Here is a 19,215-nt window from a genome sequence, read left to right on the forward strand (position 1 = left end):
GGGGGCGCCGAAACGCCAAACGCGGCAATTATAGGGATTTCAGCAGCGCGATACCAGTCCGGCGCTATGCCACGGTGAATTTGTTGGCGGCGCATTCGACGTCGCGACGTAAAAGCGTTCAGTTTTAACGCGGACAGCGGATTTATCGACCCGTCTGGAGGAGGAATACGCTGGGAGCCACAATTTATATTCAGCCAGCGTATAAATCATTACGCGTTTATACTAGCATAATCACAGAGTAAACTGACGCGTCCGGTATTCCGCGACGTTACCGGCGATTCGGATAGAGTGGTAATGAGTAAACCATCCCAACATGTTTTCGTTACCGTCCCCCACCCGCTATTGCGTCTGGTCAGTTTAGGCCTGGTCGCGTTTGTCTTTACGCTCTTTTCGCTCGTATTATCGCGTGTCGGCACCCAACTCGCGCCGCTGTGGTTCCCCACCTCCATTATGATGGTCGCGTTTTACCGCCATGCGGGCCGTCTGTGGCCAGGGATCGCGGTCGCCTGCTCGCTCGGCAGCATCGGCGCCTCACTGACTTTATTTCCTGCCGCCTCGCTTAACTTTAGCTGGACGGCAATAAATATTATCGAGGCGGCCACTGGCGCGATACTGCTGCGAAAACTGCTCCCCAGCTACAACCCCTTACAAAATTTGAATGACTGGTTTCGTCTGGCTATCGGCAGCGCCGTGATTCCGCCGCTACTCGGCGGCCTGTTATTTTGGCTGATAGCGCCGGAAGCGGTCGCCTCGAAAGCGTTTCTGATTTGGGTATTATCGGAAGCCATCGGCGCGCTGACGCTGGTGCCGTTAGGTTTACTGTTTAAACCACACTATCTGTTGCGTCATCGCGACCCGCATCTGTTGCTGGAAACGCTATTGACGCTGGTCATTACGCTGGCGCTAAGCTGGCTCGCTATGCGCTATATTCCGTGGCCGTTTACGTGCGTTATCGTCCTGTTGATGTGGAGTGCGGTGCGCCTGCCGCGAATGGAGGCGTTTTTAATTTTTTTAGCTACCGTTATCGTGGTCTCGCTCATGCTGGCCAATGACCCCACGCTGCTCGCCACGCCGAAAACCGACGTGATGGTCAATATGCCGTGGCTGCCTTTTTTAATGATCCTGCTGCCTGCCAATATGATGACGATGGTGATGTACGCGTTTCGCACGGAACGCAAACATATCACCGAGAGCGAATCCCGCTTTCGCAACGCGATGGAGTATTCCGCCATTGGTATGGCGCTGGTCGGTACGGAGGGTCAGTGGCTACAGGTCAATAAATCTCTGAGCCATTTTCTTGGCTATAGCCAGGATGAATTACGCACGATGACATTTCAGCAATTGACCTGGCCGGAAGACCTGAATAATGACCTTGAACAGCTAAACATGCTGGTGCGCGGCGACATCAATAGCTATTCCATGGAAAAACGCTACTACACCCGCAACGGCGATGTCGTCTGGGCGCTACTGGCCGTCTCGCTGGTTCGTCATAAAGACAATAAACCTCTCTATTTTATTGCTCAGATCGAAGATATTAACGATCTCAAGCAAAGCGAGCAGGAAAACCAGCGGTTGATGGAGCGTATTACACAGGCGAACGAGGCGCTGTTTCAGGAAAAAGAACGGTTGCACATCACGCTTGACTCTATCGGAGAAGCGGTGGTGTGTATTGATGTCGCGATGAATATCACCTTTATGAACCCGATCGCCGAGAAGATGAGCGGCTGGCGGCAAGAGGATGCTTTAGGCGCGCCATTATTAACGGTTCTGCGCATTACGTCAGGTGATAAGGGGCCGCTGCTGGAGGATATTTATCGCGCCGACAGGTCGCGATCGGACATGGAACAGGAGATAGTGCTCCATTGTCATAACGGCGGCAGCTACGATATTCATTACAGTATCACGCCGCTCAGTACGCTTGACGGCGATAAGATTGGTTCGGTTCTGGTTATCCAGGACGTTACCGAATCACGAAAAATGTTACGCCAGCTCAGCTACAGCGCAACGCATGACGCCCTCACCCATCTTGCCAACCGCGCCAGTTTTGAAAAACAGCTTCAACAGCGCCTGCAAACAATACAGGAATCGCCTCAACATCATGCGCTGGTGTTTATCGATCTGGACCGTTTTAAAGCGGTTAACGACAGCGCGGGACATGCCGCCGGCGATGCCTTATTGCGCGAGCTCGCGTCACTGATGCTCAGTATGCTTCGCTCCGGCGATCTCCTGGCCCGTCTGGGTGGCGATGAGTTTGGCCTGTTGCTGCCGGATTGTAATAGTGACAGCGCGCGCTTTATCGTGACGCGGCTTATCAACGCCGTTAATGAGTATCACTTTATGTGGGAAGGACGCCTGCATCGGATCGGCGCCAGCGCCGGGATCACAATGATAAATGAACATAACTGCCAGCTCACAGAGGTCGTGTCTCAGGCCGATATTGCCTGCTACGCCGCGAAAAATAGCGGTCGCGGCCGTCTGACCGTGTACGAACCGCAGCACGCATTAACCTCCTCAAAGGGAATGATGCCGCTGGAAGAACAGTGGCATATGATTAAAAATAACCACCTGCTAATGCTTGCCAGAAACGTCGCGCCGCCGCGTACGCCGGAGGCCACCAGCTTTTGGCTGGTCTCACTCAGGCTGTGGACCAGCGAAGGGGAAGTGTTGGAAGAGCGCGCGTTCCGGGCAGGGTTAGCCGACTCCGCGCTGCATCACGCGCTTGACCGACGGGTATTCCATGAGTTTTTCCACCATGCGGCGACCGCCGTCGCCAGCAAGGGATTAAGCGTTGCGCTGCCGCTGTCCGCCGCGGGATTATACAGCGCGACCCTTATTGATGAGCTGCTGGAACAACTGGAGCATAGCCCACTGCCGCCACGGTTATTACACCTGATTATCCCGGCTGACGTTATCGTTAAGCAGGCGCAGACCGCCGCTGCGACTCTGCGAAAACTGCGGCAACGCGGCTGCCAGGTGATTCTCAGCCATGTCGGGCGCGATTTACAGCTGTTTAATTTACTGCCCCCGCATATCGTCGATTATTTACTGCTGGATAGCGACCTTATCGCCAACGTTCATGAAAGTTTAATGGATGAAATGCTGACCTCGATCATCCAGGGACACGCCCAGCATCTGGACATCAAAACGCTCGCCGGGCCGGTACAAAACCCACAGGTGCTGGATACGCTCTCCCGTATTGGCGTGGATCTGATTTATGGCGACACTATCGCCGAAGCACAACCGCTGGATTTATTACTGAATACCAGCTATTTCGCTATCCATTGACGGTTGCCAGCCGTGGGTATACCAGATATGCAGTAGCGCGTAGGAACGCCACGGTTTCCAGCGCTCCGCGTAGCGACGGATCTGCGCGGCCGTCATCCCGGCGAAGCGCTGTTTAATTAAGTAATCATCGGGTAAAAAGATATCTTTTGCCTGCCAACCGCGCAGGGCGAAATAGTTCGCCGTCCAGCGGCCAATTCCCGGAAACGTTTGTAAATTTTTAACGCTCTGCTCAATATCCGGCGGCGCGGCGAGCGCCAGTTTTCCCGCCAGCGTCGCCTGCGCCAGATGAATCAGCGCTTCGGCGCGCCGCAGCGGCATCCCCAGAGCTTTAAGCTCCAGCGGATCGGCCAACGCCAGCGTTTCCGGACCGGGAAAACAGACATAATCGGGGGCATCCGGCAACGCCTCGCCATAGCGGCGCGCCACTTTCGCCGTCAACCTTGCCGCCATCGCGACACTCACCAGTTGCCCCAGTATCGCCCGCACGCCTTGTTCAAACGTATCAACCGATCCCGGTAAACGCAGCCCCGGTCTGTCCTCGCCCAGTGGCCCCAGCACGGCGGCAACCTGCGCGGGCTGGCAGTCAAGATCAAACAGACGCGAAACCTTCGCCAAACACGCCGGCGCGACGGGAAGTAATCCGGCGCTCACGCTAACCTGCACAGTGTAGGTGGGCAGATGGGGCCTCACGCTGACCAGTCCGCGATGCTCGCCCACCACCAGGCTGCGCGCATAAAAGCCCTCGCCTACTGTTTCCACGCCGTCCACCGCACGCGCGGCAAGAAAGCCCAACATCCACGACCAGTCGTAAGGCGGCTGCCAGCTCAGGGTAAACATACTTTTCTCCTTTATTTGACCTTTCAGCATAAACGCTAATCGCACGTAACGCCTTGCTTTCATATTCCAGTTGTCGCCGCGACGACATTTCGCTAAAGTCACGCCCCTTCTTCACTGGCATGGGGATTTTAAGGTGTTTATAGGATTTGATTACGGTACGGCAAACTGCTCGGTCGCCATTATGCGCGACGGGCATCCACAGTTGCTGACAATGGAGAATAACAGCGCATTACTGCCGTCTATGCTGTGCGCGCCGACGCGCGAAGCGGTGAGCGAGTGGCTGTATCGCCATCATGATGTGCCGGCAACGGACGAAGAAACCCAGGCGCTGCTACGCCGCGCGATACGCTACAACCGCGAGGAAGATATTGAGGTTGGCGCGCAAAGCGTACAGTTTGGTCTGGCGTCGCTGGCGCACTATATTGACGATCCCCAGGAGGTCTGGTTTGTCAAATCGCCGAAATCCTTTTTAGGCGCCAGCGGCCTGAAACCGCAGCAGGTCGCGCTGTTTGAAGATTTGGTCTGCGCCATGATGGTACATATTCGTCATACGGCGCACAGCCAATTGCCGGAGGCCATTACCCAGGCGGTGATCGGTCGCCCGATCAACTTTCAGGGACTCGGTGGCGATGACGCGAACCGCCAGGCGCAGGGTATTCTGGAGCGGGCGGCAAAACGCGCCGGTTTTCAGGAGGTGGTATTCCAGTATGAACCGGTTGCGGCGGGCCTGGACTACGAGGCTACGCTGCGGGAAGAGAAGCGTGTGCTGGTCGTGGATATTGGCGGCGGCACCACCGACTGCTCCATGCTGCTGATGGGGCCGCAGTGGCGTCAGCGCGCCGATCGTGAAAACAGCCTGTTGGGGCACAGCGGTTGCCGCGTGGGCGGAAACGATCTGGATATCGCGCTGGCCTTTAAAAATCTGATGCCTTTGCTGGGCATGGGCGGCGAAACCGAAAAAGGCATCGCCCTGCCGGTGCTGCCGTGGTGGAACGCCGTGGCGATTAACGACGTCCCGGCGCAAAGCGATTTTTACAGTAGCGCGAATGGTCGTCTGTTGAACGATTTGGTTCGCAACGCGCGTGAAGCAGACAAGGTCGCGTTGCTGCTCAAGGTCTGGCGTCAGCGGCTTAGCTACCGCCTGGTACGCTGCGCGGAAGAGAGCAAAATCGCCCTTTCCGGCCAGGCGGATGTTACGGCGAGGCTGCCATTTATCAGCGACGACCTGGCGGCCGCTATCAGCCAGCAAGGACTGGAAGCGGCGCTGGATCAACCGCTGACGCGTATTCTGGAACAGGTGCAACTGGCGCTGGACAGCGCGCAGGAAAAACCGGATGTCATCTATCTGACCGGCGGCAGCGCCCGTTCGCCATTGATTAAAAAAGCGCTTTCCGAACAGTTACCGGGCATACCCGTCGCTGGCGGCGATGATTTCGGCTCCGTCACCGCAGGACTGGCTCGCTGGGCAGAGGTCGTTTTCCGCTAAGCGCCTCGCAAGCCCAGCGCTGATGGATTGACATTATTCTTGATGTGGCTTAACGTCAGGAGTGAGGGTTAGGGAGGATTCCTCCTCCCCCTGGTGTCTTAGTAAGCCTGGAAGCTAATCACTAAGAGTATCACCAGTATGATGACTACCTTCATCATAACCCTTTCCTTATTTTGGCCCCTTCCTCGGGAGGGGCTTTCCCGTTTCAGCGTCCTGCTGAAATCGGTGGCTTATCTTTATTGCCGTGCCGCCACTTTACCGCACTCCGGCGCGTTAACGATTTTCACCGATGAGAGTTGCGTAGCGCCTCGCAAAGCGGGCCGCCATTCAGAATAATCCCGACCGTGTTCCATAATTCCTCCATTTTTCTCCCTTCCCTGCTGACTACAATAGAGGGAGCAACATTCCGCAAAACGTTTCAGGATGAGAAACTTATACCGATGAAAGGCAGTAATACTTTCCGCTGGGCAATAGCGATTGGGGTTGTAGTGGCCGCCGCCGCATTCTGGTTCTGGCATAGCCGTAGCGAAAGCCCGACCGCCGCGCCGGGCGTCGCCGCGCAAGCGCCGCATACCGCCGCCGCAGGTCGCCGCGGTATGCGCGACGGCCCTCTGGCGCCGGTACAGGCCGCGACCGCGACCACGCAGGCCGTACCGCGCTATCTGAGCGGGCTGGGTACCATGACCGCAGCGAATACCGTTACGGTACGTAGCCGCGTGGATGGTCAACTCATCGCCCTGCACTTTCAGGAAGGTCAGCAGGTCAACGCAGGCGATCTGCTGGCGCAAATCGATCCCAGCCAGTTTAAGGTCGCCCTGGCGCAGGCTCAGGGACAGTTGGCGAAAGATAACGCTACGCTGGCGAATGCGCGTCGTGATCTGGCGCGCTATCAGCAACTGGCAAAAACCAATCTGGTTTCCCGTCAGGAACTGGATGCGCAACAGGCGCTGGTCAACGAAACCCAGGGAACCATTAAAGCGGATGAAGCCAATGTCGCCAGCGCGCAGTTACAGCTCGACTGGAGTCGTATCACGGCCCCGGTCTCGGGACGCGTGGGTCTGAAACAGGTGGATGTCGGCAACCAGATTTCCAGCAGCGATACCGCCGGTATTGTCGTCATTACGCAAACGCACCCGATTGATCTCATTTTTACTCTGCCGGAAAGCGATATCGCGACCGTAGTTCAGGCACAGAAAGCGGGGAAAGCGCTGGTCGTAGAAGCCTGGGATCGGACTAACTCGCACAAATTGAGCGAAGGTGTGTTGCTCAGTCTGGACAACCAGATTGATCCCACGACGGGAACGATCAAAATTAAAGCGCGCTTTACCAATCAGGACGATACGCTGTTCCCCAATCAATTTGTGAACGCCCGGATGCTGGTCGATACCGAACAAAATGCCGTTGTGGTGCCTGCCGCGGCGGTGCAAATGGGCAATGAGGGCCACTTTGTGTGGGTGCTGAACGACGAAAATAACGTCAGCAAGAAGCGGGTAAAAATCGGTATTCAGGATAACCAAAACGTGGTGATCAGCGCAGGCTTGTCGGCAGGCGATCGCGTCGTTACCGATGGTATTGATCGGCTGACGGAAGGCGCAAAAGTCGAGGTCGTTGAGCCGCAAACCACCATGGCGGATGAAAGATCCCCTTCCCGCCATGAAGATCAAAAAGGAGCGCGCGCCTGATGCAGGTATTACCTCCGGGCAGCACGGGCGGCCCTTCGCGTCTGTTTATTCTGCGCCCCGTGGCCACCACTCTGCTGATGGCGGCGATTTTACTCGCCGGGATTATCGGCTATCGCTTCCTGCCCGTCGCCGCTTTGCCGGAGGTCGACTACCCCACTATTCAGGTTGTTACGCTCTACCCTGGCGCCAGCCCGGATGTCATGACCTCCGCCGTCACCGCGCCGCTTGAGCGCCAGTTCGGCCAGATGTCAGGACTGAAGCAGATGTCGTCGCAAAGCTCCGGCGGCGCGTCGGTAGTAACGCTACAGTTTCAGTTGACGCTGCCGCTGGACGTTGCCGAGCAGGAAGTACAGGCGGCGATTAACGCAGCCACCAATTTATTGCCTTCCGACCTGCCGAATCCGCCGATTTATAGCAAAGTCAATCCGGCGGACCCGCCGATTATGACGCTTGCCGTCACCTCAAACGCGATGCCGATGACCCAGGTAGAGGACATGGTAGAAACCCGCGTGGCGCAGAAGATCTCGCAGGTCTCCGGCGTCGGGCTGGTGACGCTTGCCGGCGGGCAGCGCCCTGCGGTGCGTGTAAAACTGAATGCTCAGGCTATCGCCGCGCTCGGTCTGACCAGCGAAACGGTCCGTACCGCAATTACCGGCGCCAACGTCAACTCGGCGAAAGGCAGTCTGGATGGCCCCGAGCGGGCGGTGACGCTTTCTGCTAACGATCAGATGCAGTCTGCCGACGAATACCGCAAGCTTATCATCGCGTATCAAAACGGCGCGCCGGTACGGTTGGGCGATGTCGCCACCGTCGAACAGGGGGCGGAAAATAGCTGGCTCGGCGCATGGGCGAATCAAGCGCCGGCTATCGTGATGAACGTTCAACGCCAGCCCGGCGCCAATATCATTGCGACGGCGGACAGCATTCGCCAGATGCTGCCCCAGCTTACCGAAAGCCTGCCGAAATCGGTGAAGGTCACGGTCCTGTCCGATCGCACCACCAATATTCGCGCTTCCGTGCGCGATACCCAGTTTGAACTGATGCTGGCGATCGCGCTGGTCGTCATGATTATCTATCTGTTTTTACGTAATATTCCCGCCACAATTATTCCCGGCGTCGCCGTACCGCTGTCGCTTATCGGCACCTTTGCGGTGATGGTATTTTTGGATTTTTCCATTAATAACCTGACGCTGATGGCGCTCACTATCGCCACGGGTTTCGTGGTGGACGATGCGATTGTGGTGATCGAAAACATCTCGCGCTACATCGAAAAAGGAGAAAAACCGCTGGCGGCGGCGCTCAAAGGCGCGGGCGAAATCGGCTTTACCATTATTTCCCTCACCTTTTCACTGATTGCGGTGCTGATCCCGTTGCTCTTTATGGGCGATATTGTTGGTCGACTGTTCCGCGAATTTGCGGTGACGTTGGCGGTAGCGATTTTAATCTCCGCCGTCGTCTCTTTGACGCTCACGCCCATGATGTGCGCGCGTATGCTCAGCCAGCAGTCTCTGCGTAAACAAAACCGCTTTTCCCGCGCCTGCGAGCGGATGTTTGACCGCGTGATCGCCAGCTACGGACGCGGATTAGCGAAAGTGCTCAACCATCCGTGGCTTACATTGAGCGTGGCATTCGCCACGCTCCTGCTCAGCGTTATGCTGTGGATAGTCATCCCGAAAGGATTCTTTCCGGTACAGGATAACGGCATTATCCAGGGGACGCTGCAGGCGCCGCAATCGTCATCGTATGCCAGTATGGCGCAACGTCAGCGCCAGGTGGCGGAGCGGATATTACAGGACCCGGCGGTGCAAAGCCTGACGACTTTTGTTGGCGTAGACGGCGCTAACCCCACGCTGAATAGCGCGCGCCTGCAAATTAACCTCAAGCCGCTGGATGCGCGTGATGACCGCGTGCAGCAGGTGATCTCCCGGCTGCAAACCGCCGTGGCAACGATTCCCGGCGTGGCGCTGTATCTCCAGCCGACGCAGGATTTAACCATCGACACGCAGGTCAGCCGCACGCAGTATCAGTTTACCCTGCAGGCCACGACGCTCGATGCGCTCAGCCACTGGGTGCCAAAACTGCAGAACGCGCTACAGTCGTTACCACAGCTTTCCGAGGTAAGCAGCGACTGGCAAGATCGAGGATTAGCGGCCTGGGTGAATGTCGACCGCGACAGCGCCAGCCGTCTGGGTATCAGCATGGCGGATGTGGATAACGCGCTCTACAACGCGTTCGGGCAACGCCTGATTTCAACGATTTATACCCAGGCGAACCAGTACCGCGTCGTGCTGGAACATACTACCGCCAGCACGCCGGGCCTGGCGGCGCTGGAGACGATTCGCCTGACGAGCCGCGACGGCGGCACCGTACCGCTCAGCGCGATTGCCCGCATTGAGCAGCGCTTCGCTCCGCTCTCCATCAATCATTTAGATCAGTTCCCGGTTACGACATTTTCGTTTAACGTGCCGGAGGGCTATTCGCTCGGCGATGCGGTGCAGGCGATTCTCGATACGGAAAAAACGCTCGCCCTGCCAGCGGATATTACAACGCAGTTTCAGGGCAGTACGCTCGCCTTCCAGGCGGCGCTGGGCAGCACCGTCTGGCTTATTGTCGCCGCCGTGGTGGCGATGTATATCGTGCTCGGCGTGCTGTATGAGAGTTTTATCCATCCGATCACGATTCTCTCAACGCTGCCTACGGCGGGCGTCGGCGCGCTGCTGGCGCTGATCATCGCTGGTAGCGAGCTCGATATTATCGCCATTATCGGCATTATTTTGCTGATCGGCATCGTGAAGAAAAACGCCATCATGATGATTGACTTCGCCCTCGCCGCCGAACGCGAACAGGGGATGAGTCCGCGCGACGCTATCTTCCAGGCCTGTCTGCTGCGTTTTCGACCGATTCTGATGACCACGCTGGCGGCGTTGCTCGGGGCATTGCCATTAATGTTGAGTACCGGCGTTGGCGCGGAATTACGTCGCCCGTTGGGGATCGCGATGGTGGGCGGCCTACTGGTCAGCCAGGTATTAACTCTGTTTACCACACCGGTGATTTATCTCCTGTTTGACCGCCTGTCGCTGTACGTGAAAAGTCGCTTTCCGCGCCATAAAGAGGAGGCGTAGATGCGCTTTTTCGCCCTTTTCATCTACCGCCCGGTCGCCACCATTTTGATTGCCGCCGCCATTACGCTGTGCGGCATTCTGGGCTTTCGTCTGCTGCCGGTCGCCCCGCTGCCGCAGGTCGATTTCCCGGTGATTATGGTTAGCGCCTCGCTGCCGGGCGCCTCGCCGGAAACCATGGCTTCGTCGGTGGCGACGCCGTTGGAACGTTCTTTGGGACGCATTGCAGGCGTCAATGAAATGACTTCCAGCAGCTCGCTCGGCAGTACGCGCATTATTCTCGAATTTAATTTCGATCGTGATATTAACGGCGCGGCGCGCGACGTGCAGGCCGCCATTAACGCCGCGCAAAGCTTATTGCCAGGCGGAATGCCCAGCCGCCCGACTTATCGCAAGGCCAACCCGTCCGACGCGCCGATTATGATTTTAACGCTCACCTCGGAGAGCTGGTCACAGGGCAAACTGTATGATTTCGCCTCTACCCAACTGGCGCAAACCATCGCGCAAATTGACGGCGTCGGCGATGTTGACGTCGGCGGCAGCTCCCTGCCCGCAGTACGTGTAGGCTTAAACCCGCAGGCGCTCTTTAACCAGGGCGTCTCGCTGGATGAGGTCCGCGAAGCGATCGACAGCGCCAACGTACGCCGACCGCAAGGCGCAATTGAAGATAGCGTCCACCGCTGGCAAATCCAGACCAACGACGAACTGAAAACCGCCGCCGAATACCAGCCGCTGATTATTCACTATAACAACGGCGCGGCGGTACGCCTGGGCGACGTCGCCAGCGTCACCGACTCGGTGCAGGATGTCCGTAACGCCGGGATGACGAACGCTAAACCCGCTATTTTGTTGATGATCCGCAAGCTGCCGGAGGCCAACATTATTCAGACGGTCGACGGCATCCGGGCAAAACTGCCGGAACTGCGGGCAATGATCCCCGCCGCTATCGATTTACAAATCGCCCAGGATCGTTCGCCGACGATTCGCGCGTCGCTGCAAGAGGTAGAAGAGACGCTGGCTATCTCTGTCGCGCTGGTGATCCTGGTGGTGTTTTTATTCCTGCGTTCCGGGCGCGCCACGCTAATCCCCGCCGTCGCCGTTCCCGTTTCGCTCATCGGCACCTTCGCCGCCATGTATCTGTGCGGCTTCAGCCTCAACAATCTGTCGCTGATGGCGCTGACTATCGCGACCGGATTTGTCGTTGATGATGCCATTGTGGTGCTGGAAAATATCGCCCGCCATCTGGAGGCGGGAATGAAACCTTTGCAGGCGGCATTACAGGGTACGCGGGAAGTCGGGTTTACGGTCATCTCCATGAGTCTGTCGCTGGTGGCGGTATTTCTGCCGCTGCTGTTAATGGGCGGCCTGCCAGGACGATTATTACGGGAATTCGCCGTTACCCTCTCGGTGGCGATTGGCATTTCGCTGGTGGTCTCGCTCACGCTGACGCCGATGATGTGCGGCTGGATGCTTAAATCAAGCAAACCACGCACCCAACCGCGTAAACGGGGCGTTGGCCGTCTGCTGGTCGCCTTGCAACAGGGTTACGGCACGTCGTTAAAATGGGTGCTTAACCATACGCGTCTTGTCGGTGTGGTTTTTCTTGGCACCGTTGCGCTGAACATCTGGCTTTATATCGCCATCCCTAAAACATTCTTTCCGGAGCAGGACACCGGCGTGTTGATGGGCGGTATTCAGGCTGACCAGAGCATCTCTTTCCAGGCCATGCGCGGCAAGCTGCAGGATTTTATGAAAATTATTCGCGACGATCCGGCGGTGAATAATGTCACTGGTTTTACCGGCGGCTCGCGGGTGAATAGCGGCATGATGTTTATTACGCTGAAGCCGCGCGGCGAGCGCAAAGAGACGGCGCAGCAAATCATTGATCGACTGCGGGTCAAACTGGCAAAAGAACCCGGCGCCAGGCTGTTTCTGATGGCGGTACAGGATATTCGCGTCGGCGGGCGGCAGGCTAACGCCAGTTATCAATACACATTGCTGTCTGACTCTCTGGCGGCGCTGCGCGAGTGGGAGCCGAAAATACGCAAAGCGCTCTCGGCCCTGCCGCAACTGGCGGACGTAAACTCCGATCAGCAGGATAACGGCGCGGAGATGAACCTTATCTACGACCGCGACACCATGTCACGGCTGGGTATTGATGTTCAGGCCGCAAACAGTCTGTTAAATAATGCTTTCGGCCAGCGGCAAATTTCCACCATTTATCAGCCGATGAACCAGTATAAAGTGGTGATGGAAGTCGATCCGCGCTATAGCCAGGATATCAGCGCGCTGGAGAAAATGTTTGTTATCAACCGCGACGGAAAAGCGATCCCCCTCTCTTATTTCGCCCAATGGCGGCCCGCCAATGCGCCGCTGTCGGTGAACCATCAGGGACTTTCCGCGGCGTCCACGATTGCCTTTAACCTGCCGACCGGCACATCGTTATCGCAGGCGACGGAGGCCATTAATCGCACCATGACGCAGCTTGGCGTCCCCCCGACGGTACGCGGCAGTTTTTCCGGAACGGCGCAAGTGTTCCAGCAGACCATGAATTCGCAGCTTATTTTGATAGTGGCGGCGATCGCTACCGTCTACATTGTGCTGGGGATACTGTACGAAAGTTACGTCCATCCGCTGACCATTCTCTCTACTCTGCCATCGGCAGGCGTTGGGGCGCTTCTGGCGCTGGAGCTCTTCAATGCCCCTTTCAGCCTAATCGCCCTGATAGGGATCATGCTATTAATTGGCATTGTGAAGAAAAACGCCATTATGATGGTCGATTTTGCGCTTGAAGCGCAACGAAGCGGCGGCCTGACGCCGGAACAAGCCATTTTCCAGGCCTGCTTGTTACGCTTCCGTCCAATAATGATGACCACGCTGGCGGCGCTGTTCGGCGCACTGCCATTGGTGTTATCTGGCGGAGACGGTTCGGAATTACGGCAGCCGTTGGGGATAACCATTGTCGGCGGTTTGGTCATGAGCCAGCTCCTGACGCTCTATACCACGCCGGTGGTGTACCTCTTTTTCGACCGTCTGCGGCTGCGTTTTTCGCGTAAAAATAGCAAACCGGTAGTAGAGATATGACAGAACTTCCTGACAACACCCGCTGGCAACTCTGGATTGTGGCATTCGGCTTTTTTATGCAGTCGCTGGATACCACCATCGTCAACACTGCGCTGCCCTCCATGGCGAAAAGCCTGGGGGAAAGCCCGCTGCATATGCACATGGTAGTGGTGTCATATGTTCTTACCGTCGCCGTGATGCTCCCCGCCAGCGGCTGGCTGGCAGACAAAATCGGCGTGCGTAATATTTTCTTTGCCGCCATTGTGCTGTTCACGCTGGGTTCGCTGCTTTGCGCCCTCTCCGGCACGCTTAATCAACTGGTATTAGCGCGGGTTTTACAAGGCGTAGGCGGTGCGATGATGGTGCCGGTCGGACGCCTGACGGTCATGAAAATCGTGCCGCGCGCGCAATATATGGCGGCGATGACCTTCGTCACCCTGCCGGGTCAGATCGGGCCGTTACTCGGCCCCGCGCTGGGCGGGGTGCTGGTGGAATATGCTTCATGGCACTGGATCTTTCTGATCAATATCCCGGTGGGAATTGTCGGCGCTATGGCGACCTTTATGCTGATGCCAAACTACACCATAGAGACCCGGCGCTTTGATCTGCCGGGGTTCCTGCTGTTAGCTATCGGCATGGCGGTACTCACGCTGGCGCTGGACGGTAGTAAAAGCATGGGGATCTCGCCCTGGACATTAGCCGGACTTGCTGCGGGCGGCGCGGCAGCCATTCTGCTCTATCTCTTCCATGCCAAAAAAAACTCAGGCGCGTTATTCAGCCTGCGATTGTTCCGCACGCCCACGTTTTCACTGGGGTTGCTGGGCAGTTTTGCCGGGCGTATCGGCAGCGGTATGCTGCCGTTTATGACGCCGGTATTTTTACAAATTGGTCTTGGTTTTTCACCGTTTCATGCCGGTTTGATGATGATCCCCATGGTGCTGGGCAGCATGGGAATGAAGCGGATTGTGGTGCAGATAGTTAACCGTTTTGGCTATCGTCGGGTTCTGGTAGCGACCACGCTCGGACTGGCATTGGTTAGCCTGTTGTTTATGTCGGTCGCGCTGCTCGGCTGGTATTATCTCCTGCCGCTGGTACTGCTTTTGCAGGGAATGGTGAACTCGGCGCGCTTTTCTTCCATGAATACCTTAACGCTAAAAGACCTTCCCGATACGCTGGCCAGCAGCGGCAATAGCTTATTATCGATGATTATGCAGCTCTCGATGAGTATTGGCGTCACTATTGCCGGAATGCTGCTGGGTATGTTTGGCCAACAGCATATCGGGATAGACAGTAGCGCCACACATCACGTCTTTATGTACACCTGGTTATGTATGGCGGTTATTATCGCGCTACCGGCGATAATTTTTGCCCGCGTGCCGAACGATACACAGCAAAACATGGTCATTTCACGGCGTAAAAGGAGCCTGTAATGAAAGTCTGGCGGCCCGGAATCACCGGCAAGCTGTTTCTGGCGATCTTCGCCACCTGCATCGTGCTGCTGATCAGTATGCATTGGGCCGTGCGCGTCAGTTTTGAACGCGGATTTATTGACTATATCAAACACGGCAACGAGCAGCGGCTACAAATGCTGGGCGATGCGCTGGGCGACCAGTACCAGCAACACGGCAACTGGCGTTTTTTACGCAACAACGATCGCTTCGTTTTCCAGATTCTGCGTTCATTTGAGCATGACAACGACCGGGATAAACCCGGCCCCGGTATGCCGCCGCACGGTTGGCGCACCCAGTTCTGGGTCGTCGATCAAAATGGCCGGGTGCTGGTCGGCCCACGCGGTCCGGTGCCGCATGACGGTACTCGCCGCCCCATTCTGGTCAATGGCGTCGAAGTCGGCGCGATTATCGCCTCGCCTGTCGAGCGGCTGACGCGCAATACGGATATTAATTTTGATATGCAGCAGCGGCGCGCCAGTTGGATGATCGTGGCGTTATCAACGTTGCTGGCCGCGCTGGCGACATTTTTGCTGGCGCGTGGCCTGCTCGCCCCGGTCAAACGGTTGGTCGAGGGGACGCACAGGCTGGCGGCGGGGGATTTTACCACGCGCGTGACCCCAACCAGCGCCGATGAGCTGGGAAAACTGGCGCAGGACTTTAACCAGCTTGCCAGCACGCTGGAAAAAAACCAGCAGATGCGCCGCGACTTTATGGCGGATATTTCCCACGAACTGCGCACGCCGCTGGCGGTATTGCGCGGCGAACTGGAAGCCATTCAGGATGGCGTTCGCCAGTTCACGCCAGAATCGGTTACCTCGCTACAGGCGGAAGTCGGTACGCTTACCAAACTGGTTGACGACCTGCATCAGCTGTCGTTGTCTGACGAAGGCGCGCTGGCTTACCAAAAAACGACCGTCGATCTTGTTCCCCTGTTGGAAGTCGCTGGCGGCGCGTTCAGAGAGCGCTTTACCAGCCGGGGGCTAACGTTACATTACGCGTTGCCGGATAGTATGACCGTCTTCGGCGACCCGGATCGCCTGATGCAACTGTTTAATAATCTGCTGGAAAACAGTCTGCGCTACACCGACAGCGGCGGTGGCCTGCATATTTCCGCCGAACAACGCGACAAATCATTATTCCTGACCTTTGCCGATTCTGCACCGGGCGTCAGCGATGAACAGTTACAAAAGCTTTTTGACCGTTTTTACCGCACGGAAGTGTCCCGTAACCGCGCCAGCGGCGGTTCTGGACTGGGGCTGGCGATATGCGTCAATATTGTACACGCGCATAACGGTCATCTTCACGCCGCTCATTCGCCTTTTGGCGGGGTTAGCATTACAGTAGAGTTACCGCTGGATCGCGATTTACAGAGAGAAGTATGACTGAATTACCCATTGATGAAAACACGCCGCGCATTTTGATTGTTGAAGATGAACCCAAGCTGGGACAGCTGCTTATTGACTACTTACGCGCGGCGAGTTACGCCCCCACGCTCATCAATCATGGCGACAAGGTACTGCCGTATGTGCGTCAAACGCCGCCGGATCTGATCCTGCTGGATCTGATGCTGCCGGGTACCGATGGTCTGACGCTATGCCGGGAGATTCGTCGTTTTTCCGACATCCCCATTGTGATGGTCACGGCCAAAATCGAAGAGATCGACCGGCTGCTTGGGCTGGAAATCGGCGCCGATGATTATATCTGTAAGCCTTACAGCCCGCGCGAAGTCGTGGCCCGCGTGAAAACCATTTTGCGCCGCTGTAAACCGCAGCGCGAACTCCAGCAGCAGGATGCCGAAAGCCCGTTAATGATTGATGAAAGCCGCTTTCAGGCCTCCTGGTGTGGTAAAGCGCTGGATTTAACCCCCGCTGAATTCCGTCTGCTAAAAACCTTATCGCTTGAACCGGGTAAAGTTTTTTCCCGCGAGCAGTTGTTAAACCACCTCTACGACGACTACCGTGTGGTGACCGATCGTACTATCGACAGCCACATTAAAAACCTGCGCCGTAAACTGGAATCGCTGGATGCCGAACAGTCATTTATACGCGCGGTCTACGGGGTGGGATATCGCTGGGAAGCGGATGCGTGTCGCCTGGTATAATGATTATTGGCATAACAATAACAAGGTCGTAAGACGATATTTTCCGCCAACGCTATTCTGGCGGAATTAACACACTGTCCTCTTTCCTTTGGCCGAGCGGTATCCCGAAAACCACGACGAACGCGATCGGAGACAATAAATTATTTGGCCGCTCTTTTTAGTTTACCGATATACTGTGAGTAGTTTTTTAAACTTATTGCGCATTAATTCATTAAGTGAATCTAAAAATACATAAACATAATACCAGCTTAATTATACATGGATTTTTATGACAGAAACGTCATCTCACCGCTATAAACCACGCAATATAATAAATGCGCCAAATGTAAAATCGTCTATTTTTTCCCGGAGCCAACAACGCGGCGACAGCGAAATTATCCAGCGCTGGTTAAGCAACCATTTTTATCGTTGGATCATTGGTGACTTTCCTCATGTTTACCCTGTGCGCTCCGTCGCCGATTATGCCGTTTATTTTAGCGCTGATGCAGAAATCCCCGCCTGGCTGGTGCCAAAGCTGGGTGGCGATGAGCGCTTTTACTACCTTAACGTTCAGCACCCGCAACTCGTGGCAATGGAAAGAGATTTAGTGGAATTTCTTTCGCGTCAGGAAGGAACGCGGCTGGAAACTAAACTACAGCGTATCAACTGCTTTACCGTGCTGGCAATGCGCGAAGCGGAGCATCAAAAAATGCAGCGCCTGCGTGAACAAGGTTGGTATCCCTCCAACAGCGAGGTGCTAAAACCGGTGATGGCGGTGAATAACGGTGTACTGGTTGAGCTTGATGCAACAAACCCCGGCCTGCGCAGTGAGATGGCGTATGAATCCTGGCATATGCAACACTGCGTCGGAGATTTTGATAATAAAGGCGCGCTTTCCGGCGGCTACGGCGATTACTACGCCCGGCAAATTGAACAACAGAAACTTCGCCTGTTCAGCCTGCGCGACGGCAATAATATTCCCCACGTTACAATAAGCCTGGTGGTTGGTAATAACGGCCTGAGCATTGATCAGATTAAAGGTAAGCAAAATCGCCATCCTATTAAGAAATATGCTAACGATGTTTTATTTCTGTTACGCCATCTGCAACCACTTCCTGAACGCCACGCTGATTGCGAAGGGATGGGAATAGTTTATGAATCGACGCCGGAATATTCAGGTTGGAAATTTATTACTCATATTCATGACCTCAATTTTCTGCTCAATGTGCTGCATGACAATTTTCATTTAATGGAACACTTCCCCACTCCCCCGGTAGCTTTACAGTGGCTGCTGCTGCACAGCGCCCCGGAGGCACTGCGCTACCTTCAGGTTGTTGATCCTAACGTGGCGACGGCTGCGGAAATGCTGTTTCCACGACATGAATGGCACCCTACGCTTGCCGGGAAAAACACCAGTAGCGAACCTTTCGAAATTGAAAGCCTGACGCTACAAACCACGCGCTATCTTTCTGCAACCAGGGAGGAGCGCTAATGTTCTGGATTGTTCTTATTATTGCCGCCCTATTTTTTAGCTGGCGCAACTACAAAAAAAACAAACCGCTGATTGCGGCCCGTATCGCCGAGGAGAAAGAAAAAGATCGCCTGAAAGACCTGCGTCGCGATACCCGACGGCGGCAATGGGCGCTGGCGTTAGCTGATATCCTCGCCCGGCGCAACGGGCTACCGATCAAAGGCGTTGAGCTGGTCTTCAAACTTGACGATGACAAACGCCGCTATCTGGCGCAGCAGGTAAAAAAAGAGCTGGGCTTGAGCGAAAACCTCGACGGCGCGGCGTTACGCCACAAGGTTGAGGATATCTTACGCCGCTGGCCTGCGGGCATCGGCAGCTCGCCGCGCACGTTTTATCATCATCTGGCGGCCCAGGGCCAGGTCCGCGACGCGCTGGCCTTCGACTGTATGCGCACCGCCTTTCTGACCCGCTGTATCGCCGGGCTCGACTGGTGCGACGTACATCAGGCCTGGCTGGTGTTATTACTTAACGCCCAGCGCGCTCAGGACTGTTTTGATTCCTGGGAGGATTACGCCACCGCCTACGTTCGCGCCCGCCGGGTATGGCTCACGCTACGTGACACGCCAACAGCGCTTGCCGGACGGGATTTACAGGAAGCCACCCATTATTTGCAAGACCCGGTCAGCCGCTGGCGACAACTGCCGTGGAATGAATTCAAAATTTTCGAGCCGATTTAAAGGA

The 19,215-nt window shown here is 55.9% G+C and carries 12 protein-coding genes; 10 read left to right on the forward strand and 2 right to left on the reverse strand.

What is annotated here, in order from left to right; genetic code table 11:
- Window positions 1-294: 294 nt before the first annotated feature.
- On the forward strand, window positions 295-3,285 hold the full coding sequence (locus EOS97_RS00145; protein WP_000042949.1) for an MASE1 domain-containing protein: 2,991 nt from the start codon (window positions 295-297) through the stop codon (window positions 3,283-3,285).
- On the opposite strand, the gene alkA is transcribed toward EOS97_RS00145, so the two are convergent.
- Window positions 3,253-4,122: a DNA-3-methyladenine glycosylase 2 gene (gene alkA / locus EOS97_RS00150; protein WP_000494725.1), complete on the reverse strand. Its 870-nt coding sequence runs from the start codon at window positions 4,120-4,122 to the stop codon at window positions 3,253-3,255. The two genes, EOS97_RS00145 and alkA, sit on opposite strands and share 33 nt — an antisense overlap.
- Before the next feature lie 133 nt (window positions 4,123-4,255).
- Here alkA and yegD point away from each other — a divergent pair, with 133 nt between their 5' ends.
- Window positions 4,256-5,608, forward strand: a complete 1,353-nt coding sequence (gene yegD, locus EOS97_RS00155; protein ID WP_000469625.1) for a molecular chaperone — start codon at window positions 4,256-4,258, stop codon at window positions 5,606-5,608.
- Between the two features lie 98 nt (window positions 5,609-5,706).
- On the opposite strand, the gene ibsA is transcribed toward yegD, so the two are convergent.
- Window positions 5,707-5,766 (reverse strand): type I toxin-antitoxin system Ibs family toxin, encoded by a 60-nt coding sequence (gene ibsA / locus EOS97_RS00160; protein ID WP_001805500.1) that lies wholly within the window; start codon window positions 5,764-5,766, stop codon window positions 5,707-5,709.
- A gap of 282 nt (window positions 5,767-6,048) precedes the next feature.
- Here ibsA and mdtA point away from each other — a divergent pair, with 282 nt between their 5' ends.
- The 8 genes from mdtA to EOS97_RS00205 all read left to right on the forward strand — a co-directional run bounded on the left by mdtA (window position 6,049) and on the right by EOS97_RS00205 (window position 19,211).
- Window positions 6,049-7,290 carry a multidrug efflux RND transporter subunit MdtA gene (gene mdtA, locus EOS97_RS00165; RefSeq protein WP_000678810.1) on the forward strand — a complete coding sequence of 414 codons (1,242 nt, stop codon included), beginning with the start codon at window positions 6,049-6,051 and terminating at the stop codon, window positions 7,288-7,290.
- Complete coding sequence (gene mdtB, locus EOS97_RS00170) at window positions 7,290-10,412, forward strand: multidrug efflux RND transporter permease subunit MdtB (protein WP_001197784.1); 3,123 nt, start codon at window positions 7,290-7,292, stop codon at window positions 10,410-10,412. Before mdtA ends, mdtB begins: the two co-directional genes overlap by 1 nt.
- Entirely contained in the window at window positions 10,413-13,493 is a 3,081-nt protein-coding gene (gene mdtC / locus EOS97_RS00175) for a multidrug efflux RND transporter permease subunit MdtC (protein WP_001210075.1), read from the forward strand.
- Window positions 13,490-14,902: an MFS transporter gene (locus EOS97_RS00180; protein ID WP_000137827.1), complete on the forward strand. Its 1,413-nt coding sequence runs from the start codon at window positions 13,490-13,492 to the stop codon at window positions 14,900-14,902. Before mdtC ends, EOS97_RS00180 begins: the two co-directional genes overlap by 4 nt.
- Window positions 14,902-16,305, forward strand: coding sequence for a two-component system sensor histidine kinase BaeS (gene baeS / locus EOS97_RS00185; protein WP_000870081.1), 1,404 nt, complete (start codon window positions 14,902-14,904; stop codon window positions 16,303-16,305). Before EOS97_RS00180 ends, baeS begins: the two co-directional genes overlap by 1 nt.
- Entirely contained in the window at window positions 16,302-17,024 is a 723-nt protein-coding gene (baeR, locus tag EOS97_RS00190) for a two-component system response regulator BaeR (protein WP_000137854.1), read from the forward strand. The genes baeS and baeR overlap by 4 nt, the downstream gene beginning before the upstream one ends.
- Before the next feature lie 268 nt (window positions 17,025-17,292).
- Window positions 17,293-18,495, forward strand: coding sequence for a hypothetical protein (locus EOS97_RS00200; RefSeq protein ID WP_000141054.1), 1,203 nt, complete (start codon window positions 17,293-17,295; stop codon window positions 18,493-18,495).
- Window positions 18,495-19,211 (forward strand): DUF1266 domain-containing protein, encoded by a 717-nt coding sequence (locus EOS97_RS00205; RefSeq protein WP_000498584.1) that lies wholly within the window; start codon window positions 18,495-18,497, stop codon window positions 19,209-19,211. Before EOS97_RS00200 ends, EOS97_RS00205 begins: the two co-directional genes overlap by 1 nt.
- Window positions 19,212-19,215 lie beyond the last annotated feature (4 nt).

It is taken from the genome of Salmonella sp. SSDFZ54 (assembly GCF_004010735.1).
Classification (GTDB): domain Bacteria; phylum Pseudomonadota; class Gammaproteobacteria; order Enterobacterales; family Enterobacteriaceae; genus Salmonella; species Salmonella enterica.